General features: G+C 55.6%; 2 protein-coding genes and 2 pseudogenes. All 4 read right to left on the bottom strand.

Annotated elements, in window-relative coordinates; genetic code table 11:
* Positions 1–1,059, bottom strand: a pseudogene (locus KUV45_RS19035) (hypothetical protein); the annotation flags it as partial.
* Between the two features lie 39 nt (positions 1,060–1,098).
* Positions 1,099–1,233, bottom strand: a pseudogene (locus tag KUV45_RS20520) (hypothetical protein); the annotation flags it as partial.
* 1,636 nt (positions 1,234–2,869) lie between these two features.
* Positions 2,870–7,936: an Ig-like domain-containing protein gene (locus KUV45_RS19030; RefSeq protein ID WP_222161652.1), complete on the bottom strand. Its 5,067-nt coding sequence runs from the start codon at positions 7,934–7,936 to the stop codon at positions 2,870–2,872.
* 566 nt (positions 7,937–8,502) lie between these two features.
* Positions 8,503–9,216, bottom strand: coding sequence for a phosphoribosylaminoimidazolesuccinocarboxamide synthase (purC, locus tag KUV45_RS19025; protein ID WP_206940029.1), 714 nt, complete (start codon positions 9,214–9,216; stop codon positions 8,503–8,505).
* Between the last annotated feature and the right edge of the window lies 1 nt (position 9,217).

Genomic DNA, 9,217 nt, shown 5'->3' with positions numbered 1-9,217 from the left:
GGCGTTGGCCCCGTTGCCGATAGCCACGCTGTTGGTGGCGCTGGCCTTGGCCTCTGGGCCCATAGCAAGGCTGTCAGCGCCGGTGGCCGATGCCGCCGTGCCGGTGGAGTTGGCCTGGTAGTAGTCGGCATCAGATTTAAGGTCAGCAAGCGCCGCCGTGTGCCCATCGATGGTGGTCTTGTTGCCATCAATGGCGAGATTACTCGCGTGCAGCTGGCTACCGTTCACCGCATCGGTGCTGGTCGCTGACAGGCGGCCCGCCGCTACATGTGTAATCGTACGTTCGGTGCTGGCAACGGCATTACCTTCGCTATCTGTCGTCGCCGCAGAACCGACACTCACGGTTCCCTTCGGCGCAGTACCGGCAAACGTGTATTTGGTCCCTGCCACCGTCGCATCAGTCGTACCAACGGCCTGCTCCGTCGTCGTACCACTGCCCAGCGCAATACTCGAGGCTTCGCTGGCATTGGCGCCGCGACCAATGGCAACCGCCTCCAGGGCAGACGCGGTACCGTTGGTGCCAATCACGATGGTGTGGTCGGCACTCGCCGTTCCCGCGCTACCGATAACCGTCGCGTCCAGCCCGTCGACATTGGCATTATTGCCAACGACATTCGCCTGTTTCGATGCAGCAGACACCGTATTGCCGGATCCAGCAACCCCTGAAAAATCAGCGCTGATGTCGTTATTGTTACCCAGCACGCGCACCGCGTTACCGTCCACATCATTATTCATGCCGAGAACGCTGGAATACTGCGACGCGTCGCTGATCGTATTGGAATGACCTATGGCGGTAGCATTCTCAGCGTTGGCACCGATAGAACTGTTCGTGCCAATCACTACGCTATGTGCAGCGCTGGCGGTCAGTGCACTGCCGAGGCTCACCGCGCCATCAGCGCTTGATGTACTCCCCTCGCCAATGGCGATGGCCTTAGCCCCGGTGGCGCTAGACTCTCCCCCCAAGGCGATGGCACCGTCTTCCGTCGCCTGCGCACCTGCGACGGTATTGCTGCCCATGGCGATGGCACCCACACCTGACGCTGTCGTTGGCGTCTGCAAGGTGTCATCATTAAACAGCTTGTCAATAGCGGCACCGATGGCAATAGACTGACTTCCCGTAGCTTCAGCCCTTGCCCCCAACGCCATGCTACTTACCGCTGTCGCCCGCGCGCCTCCATCTGTATTGGCACCCAACGCAATTGCATTGTCGGCGAGTGATTGAACACCCCCCATCCTGGGCAAGCTGCCAGATACCGCCATGGCGCCACCTATCGCGATGCCATTCTTATGGCTGGTATAAGCGGAGCGGCCAATGGAAACACCGCCAGAACCATCAGTGACCGTCTGATCACCAAGTGCCACGCTAGACTGAGCGCTATTACCTGTCGTCGCTGCATACCCTACTGCAACGGACCCAGGGCCACCTGCCACGGCTCCAGAGCCGACCTGGACAGTGGTGGTTGCTCGTGTCAGTTGGCGGCTAGTTCGACTGTCGCTACTGGCAGAGGTTAAGGTACTTGCATAGGGCTGCGCTTGGTCGGCATCGTCACTACTAGAGATTAGAGTGCCATCACACTCCAGACTTTCTTTCTCCGCATCTAGCACATCAACCTCAACAGAGACACCGTCACTACCCACCTTCTCACAAGGTGTCGTCGTCTCCGTCGTGGTCGCCATGACTGGTCCAGCTGCGCTTAATAACACCACTAACCCGAGTGAAGTGACGAGGGTCCGACCTGAATGCTCGTGCCCCGCCCGTCTAATAGCATCCGCGAGAGGTGTTAAGCCAGTGGGTATCCGCCCAATCCCGCTAACCAGTGCTTGACACTCCATTATCACTATCCTCTAACTTCAGCAATATTCATTCGCGAGCGCCATCTTTCCGTTGAGACAAAATATCGTCCCTCCAAGAAAGCGCCTCTAGCATGATCAAGGGACTAGGAAGCCACTAGGGAGCGAGGCGCCGACATTCTCAATCGAGCGTCGGATAAAGATGCACTTAATTCACCCAATCTCAGCATGTCGTGACTCATCCCCTAAAACGCATCTGGTATAACCAAACATCCACATGTCAGCCAAAACCAGCTCCGACCAACCATTTTGGCCCAACATAAAACTCGCATAACACATGTAATATTAGCCAGATACGAACACTTACACAAAGACTAATACTGATACCTACTGACAATCAACTAAATAATTGATTCGTTAATCGGTCATTAAGATGAACTTTAGAATCATAACGCGCAGACTAGATCCACTAGATCAGCCAAAATGAATCGGGTTGACATGGAAAGATGAGTTTCAATTCTAGAAAATTATACCCCCCCCTCGGAACAATCAAAGCAAGATAATAATTTTATTATCTCCCTATAAAACATAGCGAAAAATTTAAATCAAACCTATATTTTTACAAGATAACAACTCCGCCATACCATCCGATAATACTTCCTGAAAAACAATAAAGATTGCCATGGATCAACCTCCTAGATGCATGGAGCACCTAGGCAGTCAATGGGGGTATTGAGCGGCCACAAGGTTATCTCAGCCACCGATAGGAGATATGAGGAAGTTAGATTGCATCAGATGCTGCCGCCAGCAGTCGGGGCAGAGCCGGCCACCTGCATATTGCAGTCCTCTAGCAGGCAGGCTGACTGGCAACGCGACATGGGGGCACATCACTACGGTAGCTAACGATCTCGTCTATCACCGTAGTATAGATATACGATGACCAAAAAAAGCGCCCGGTATTTACCGGGCGCTAAAAACTTGGACATCAGGGTACGCGTCAATACGCCCACCTTAAGCGAACATTACCTGGACTGCCGGATCTTATCCAAGTCCAGCAATACGTTGAGAGCGGCTACTATCACTGCACCTCCAATTGACCGCTTTGAATCAGCTGGTTAAGGAAGTCACCGCTAGTGTCTCCACCCATGCTGACACCTTGTAGCAGGATGGTCTGATTCGCGTTCGCTCCGGAAGACGCGATACCACCGTCCGACTTCACCGAGATCAGTGTGTCAGCACCCTGTTGGCTGGCCACCAGATAGTCAGACACATCGCTCTCGACAGCGCCATCGAGAAGATCCGATAGGTCGAGCTTGTCCGCCTCGCCGCTGGCGGTGAAGCTGCCAAGGCCAAAGTCATCGATGGTGTCCTTAGCGACGGTACTGCTGGCATCTCCCTGCTCAAAGGCAAAGACATCTGCCCCAAATCCCCCCATCAGCAGGTCATCGCCCGCACCGCCGATCAGCAGATCATTGCCCCCGCCGCCCACCAGCACATCATCGCCGGCGCCACCACGCAGGATATCGTTACCACCATCCTGTCGGGCTGAGTCCAGTAGCGAGGTGTAGTTGTCACTGATGTACTGGCTCACCTGATCGCTGGTCGCCGCAACACCGTCATTGACCGCCCACTTCAGATACTCGGTCAGACCTTCATAGCCCAGGCCATCATGCCCCGCGGCCGCAAAGGCTTCACCGGTATCGCCATTGGTCCAGGCCAGATGATCGGTATTGACGGTATCCCCGAAGATGGTGTCGTTACCGGCACCGCCCTCAAGACTGTCGTTGCCCAATGACTTGAGCGCGTCGACCTGGCCACCGTTCGCCAGGGCCGCATTCAGGTCATCGCTGTTATAGACAATTTCGAGCTGGCCGTAGCTGGCCATATCGTCATCACCCAGCAGGCGGGTCTCGAGCCGGATGTTATCAAGATCCAGTCGATCATCCCCGGCGCTGTTATTCGCGACCTCAAAGACCAAACGGTACTCACCTGCTTCCAGGAAGCCGGCGTCCCAAGTACGCCAGCTGGAGGTCTCACTTAAAGCGGAGCTCGAATAGGTCTTCCAGGCTCCACCGACAAAGGTCTCAATGGTATAGCCGACGAAATCTGCTGCAGCGAGATCATCTGTCCCATATTCAAAACGTAGGGCAGTCCTGAGGTTGTCGCTACCGGTATCAGTAACAAAGAAGGAGGGGCTAGTCGAAACGGCTGACAGTCCATCGTTGTACCAATCTTCGATTCGAACAAAACCGTTTGTCTGGTAGCCCTTTGTCCCAGGATTCATCAGCCTGGTCCAATCCTCGACCCGCAGCGGTTCCATGGAGCCGGCGAAGAAGCGGGCCAGGTACTCAGTTTCGACCAGCGTACCCGTATAGGAAATCCCATCCGTTCCCTGAACGTCGGTGTTGTCGAAGAAGCGAAGGACATCCGTCACCGTGCCTCGACCGATCCCAACGGCGTTGACCTCGCTAAGGGAAGAAAGCTCTTCAAAGGCTTCAACCGCCTCGACGATGGCGTTCTTGTTGACCGCCCCCCCGCCATTGACGATGCCACCATTGTCATTGAGCCAATAGTTGGGCGCACCATCCGTCAGGAAGAAGGTCAGGTCTTCATAGTCGCTGTAGGCCGGATTGGCATCCTGCGCCGTCAGCCACTCGCTGGCCTTGCGAATCCCTGCTTCGTAGTTGGTAGCGCCTTCTGCGTCCAGGCCATTGATGAAGTTGATGACTGAATTGATGTCACTACCGCTGGAGCCCAGGTCAAACGCAACATGCTGCACGGCGTTGCTGTCGAAATCGACGATCTGCAGATTGACCTTGCCATCGTGGCCAACCAGGTCGACCACGAGCTTTGTCAGGGCCTGCTTCACCAGCTGTATCTTGGTCAAGCCATCGGTTCCTGAACCCACCGCCATGCTGCCAGTGGTATCAACGATCAACGAGATGTTGTAGTTGGTCGACGGCTTCAAGGTGGTCATCACGCCGCCCTGATCACCTACTAGAGCGTCGTCGCCGGCACCGGTAGTCGCACCATTGTCGCTGTTATCACCCACGAACAGTTCGTTGGATGCGGTCTGGGTCACATACACCCTAAGATCAGCGGTCGCGGCATCACCATCACCGTCGGTGAGGGTATAGCGAATGCGGGCACTTCCATCAAAACCGGCTGCTGGGGTAAAGGTCAAAGTGCCGTCAGCGTTAACGACAACGGAACCCACGCCCGCGCCACCAACCACGTTGGCGCCAGTGATGCGAGCGCCATCGGCACCGGTACCGTCATTGGCCAGCACATTCACCGTTACAGGCTCACCATCGGATGACGTGGCGGAATCAGCACGGGCAATCGGGGTGTCGTCATCGATGATCACGCCCAGCTGACCACTTGCTGTATCACCGTCCGCATCCGTGATGGTGTAACCCACGTCCAGCTTGATGTCGTCTTCGACGCCGGCCACCGAGTGATCCAACGGCTTCGCCAGGGTGACCTCGTAAGCACCGCTTGCGAGATCCGTCAGTTCAATCGTCAGCACCGGCCCCCCATTGGCACTTCCGACCAACGTCTGTCCATTGGCGCTGACCGCCCAGCTGATGCTCTGACCTTGTGATGTCAGGTTCGCAAGCCCGCTAGTCTTCCAGCTGAAGCTACCGGCACCGTCGTCTCCGAAGCGGTAGCCAAGCGTCCCGGTCGCCACCGGGCTATTCTTCAGCACATCCTTGATACCACCCGCTACGCCACCCGCCAGCCCATCTTCGTCCACCACCGCCAGAGGTACCTTGCCAGAGGGGTTCCCCTCGCCACCCGGTGTCGTCGGCGTGCCGTCGGTGCCTTCCACGGCTACCGACAGGCGGCCGACTGCCGTGTCTCCATCACCGTCAATTACGGTATAATCGATCACCACATCGCCGCTATAGCCATCAGCGGGTTGGAACGTCAAAGAACCGTCGGCATTGATCACCACCGACCCGACGCTGGCGCCACCCACTACACTCGCACCAGTAACACGGGCACCATCGGCCCCCGTGCCGTCGTTGGCCAGTACATTTACCGTCACTGACTCGCCATCGGAGGTCGTTGCTGAGTCATTGCGAACCACTGGGGTGTCGTCGTCGATGATCACACCCAGCTGGCCATCCGCCGTATCGCCGTCCGCATCCGTGATGGTGTAACCCACATCCAGCTTGATGTCGTCTTCGATGCCTGCGACCGCATGATCCAACGGCTTCGCCAGGGTCACCTGGTAAGCACCGCTTGCGAGATCCGTCAGTTCAATCGTAAGCACCGGCGCCCCATTGGCACTTCCCACCAACGTTTGTCCATTGGCGCTGACCGACCAACTGACGCTCTTACCCTGTGACGTCAGGTTAGCAAGTCCGCTGGTGTTCCAACTGAAGCTGCCAGCACCATCGTCCCCGAAGCTGTAGCCAAGCGTCCCGGTCGCCACGGGGCTATTCTTCAGCACATCCTTGATACCACCCGCTACGCCACCCGCCAATCCATCTTCATCTACCACTGCTAGAGGCACGTTGCTACCAGGCTGTCCTTCACCACCAGGTGTTACAGGCGTCCCATCAACACCTTCCACCCACACAGACAGGCGACCGACTACCGTGTCTCCATCACCGTCAACCACGGTGTAGTCGATCACCGCATCGCCGCTATAGCCATCGGTAGGCTGGAAGGTCAAGGAACCGTCAGCATTGATCGTCACGCTGCCAACAAGGTCTCCTTCATCCACAGACGCGGTAAGGACACCACCTGCGCCATCGGCGCCAAACCGATCGTTGGCTAGCACGTTCACGGTGATCGCCTCACCCGCTTGAGTTTCGGCGGTTTCATTGGCTACCACAGGACGATCGTCATCAATCACCACCTTGAGCTTGCCGGAGGCAGTCTCCCCATCAGCGTCAGTGATGGTGTAGCGAACGTAGAGCTTAACGTCGTCTTCCACCGCCGGGTTCACATGATCCAGCGGCTTGGACAATACAACGCGGTAAAGGCCATCAAGTACGTTGGTCAGCTCGATGGTAATGACCTGCTCACCGTTGCCATCCACGCCTGTAACGGTCATTCCGTTGCTCGACAGCGACCAGCTCACCGCACTACCGCCCGAGGTCAGGCTGGGCAAACCGTCAGTGCTCCAGGTAAAGCTGCCGGCTCCATCATCGCCGAAGTCATAGTTCAAACTGCCCGCGGCCACCGTCTGGTTGGTCAGGACGTCCTGAAGACCGCCTGCGATACCCCCTGCCAGACCATCCTCATCGACAACAGCCTGGGACGGCTTTGAATCGGGATCATCGTCAATTTCAGGCGTCGTCGGCCCCTCGCCACAGCCACAGTCAATTTCTACTGTCGCGCTACTCGTTGCCCCGTCTCCGTCCCCATCAGTGGTGACAATGTCAAAACGCAACGTACCCGCCGCCAACTCGTTCGCCGTGAACTTCCAAGTACCATCGGTGTTCACAATAAGAGTGCCTGCACCGGTCTCGATGTTGCTGCCAAGGGAATATTCGGTACTGTCGCCGGGCAGTCTCACCACGCTACTACGAATACCATCAGCACCAGCTGACTCGGCCCAGGTACCGGTTACCACATCCCCAGGTTGCACGCTGTCAGGCGCGTCAATCCTGTTCATCGGAGAGTCGTCATCGACGTCAATAGCCAGACGGGCTGAACTTTGGTTGCCGTCTTTATCAGTAATGGTGTAACCCACCGAGAAGACCAGATTATCTTCCACACCGGATTCCGGGTGATCCAAGGGTCCCAGCAGGTACACCTTGTAGGCGCCTGTCCCAACGTCTGTCACTGTGATGTGCAAGATCGGTGTGCTATCTGGTGTCTTGGCGGCAATGACCTGACCGTCGGCCGAGCGACGAAAAGTCAGCGGCTCGCCTTGGGACGTCAGGGTTGGAAGACCATCTGCACTCCACTGAAAGGCGCCACTATCGGCAGGGCCAGCCGCACCGAAGTCGTAGGGCAACGAGCCCTGAAAGAGCACTGCCTTGCCCGCATCATCAGCGGCTCCCCCCACCAATCCTCCAGCAAGACCGTCTTCATCGAGGTGAGCGATATCAGCAAAGCCCGAGTCGCTACTCGTGATGGCGGCGCTGACAAGCTGTGTGGCATCTGCATTCTGTGACGAACTCATTGGTTAGGCTCCCTAAGCGACAAACGAGATACATTTTTTTACACGCCTACAGCCTAGGAGACTCTTTTGCAGCACAACATTGTACTCACGTGCACAACACTTATTTCGGAAGAGAAAACTTATGGAAAAAGCACAATATTTAAGACATGGCTGATAATGATTTCTTAAAAGCCTCACATTTGAACCAAATCAGACAATAAAAAATTACTAAAAGTCATTAAAAACATATAATTACGATATTTTTTTGCCGTTACATTGAAAGACATTTTATACGCAGAAAACCCTTATATTGAGAATCGTTTATATGTCAAATCGAGTTAACAAAGGCTGCAGCCTAGCATGAATAATCTCACTTCTTTCTCATTAATAATGCCGACATATCTCAAAATAAAATGCTAATAAATTTATAGACTCCCACCCTTGCCCCTTGCCCTACCCCTGAATATCAGTCCCTTTCCCCGATTTTAGGAAGACGCAAAAAATTCATACCCCAAAAAAAACGCCCGGACCAATGTCCGGGCGCTATGCGCGATATGGCAGAGCAAAAGAGAGACTGCGCAGCTCTATCAGCTGAAATCGATGCCGATACGCCGACCGACTTCTTCATAGGCCTCGATGACGCCGCCGAGCCCCTGACGAAAACGATCCTTGTCGAGCTTTTCTCGTGTTTCGGCGTCCCAAAGGCGACACCCATCAGGCGAGAATTCGTCTCCCAGCACAATCTTTCCGTGAAAGACACCGAACTCCAGCTTGTAGTCCACCAGCAGCATGCCGCCATCAGCAAACAGCTGTTTCAGCACCTCATTCACCTTGAAGGTCAGTGCCTTCATTTCCGCAAGCTGCTCCGAGGTTGCCCAGCCGAAGCTTTCGGCCAGCGACTCGTTGACCATGGGGTCATGCAGCTCGTCATTCTTCAGAAACAGTTCAAACGTCGGTGGATTGAGTGCCTGACCTTCTTCCACCCCTAGTCGCTTGACCAGGCTACCGGCGGCGATATTGCGCACCACACACTCCACCGGAATCATGTCGAGCTTCTTGACCACACACTCGGTATCCGACAGCAGTGTCTCGACGTGGGTGGGAATGCCCGCTTCCTCCAGCTTCGCCATGATAAAGGCATTGAAGCGGTTATTGACCTTGCCCTTGCGCTCCAGCGATTCCATGCGGCGACCATCGAAGGCGCTAGTATCATCTCGGAAGTGCAAAATCAGCCGATCAGGATCATCGGTGGCGTAGACGGACTTGGCCTTACCGGCATAGAGTTCTTCGCGCTTTTCCATG

The organism is Halomonas sp. DP3Y7-2 (genome assembly GCF_019800795.1).
Taxonomy (GTDB): domain Bacteria; phylum Pseudomonadota; class Gammaproteobacteria; order Pseudomonadales; family Halomonadaceae; genus Halomonas; species Halomonas litopenaei_A.
The sequence above is the reverse complement of the archived record's forward strand: the minus strand, read 5'-3'. Positions and strand labels throughout refer to the sequence as shown.

Coding starts and splice junctions, on each gene's coding strand:
- KUV45_RS19030 (WP_222161652.1), bottom strand. CDS start 7,936: ATGAGTTCGTCACAGAATGCAGATGCCACACAGCTTGTCAGCGCCGCC.
- purC (WP_206940029.1), bottom strand. CDS start 9,216: ATGGAAAAGCGCGAAGAACTCTATGCCGGTAAGGCCAAGTCCGTCTAC.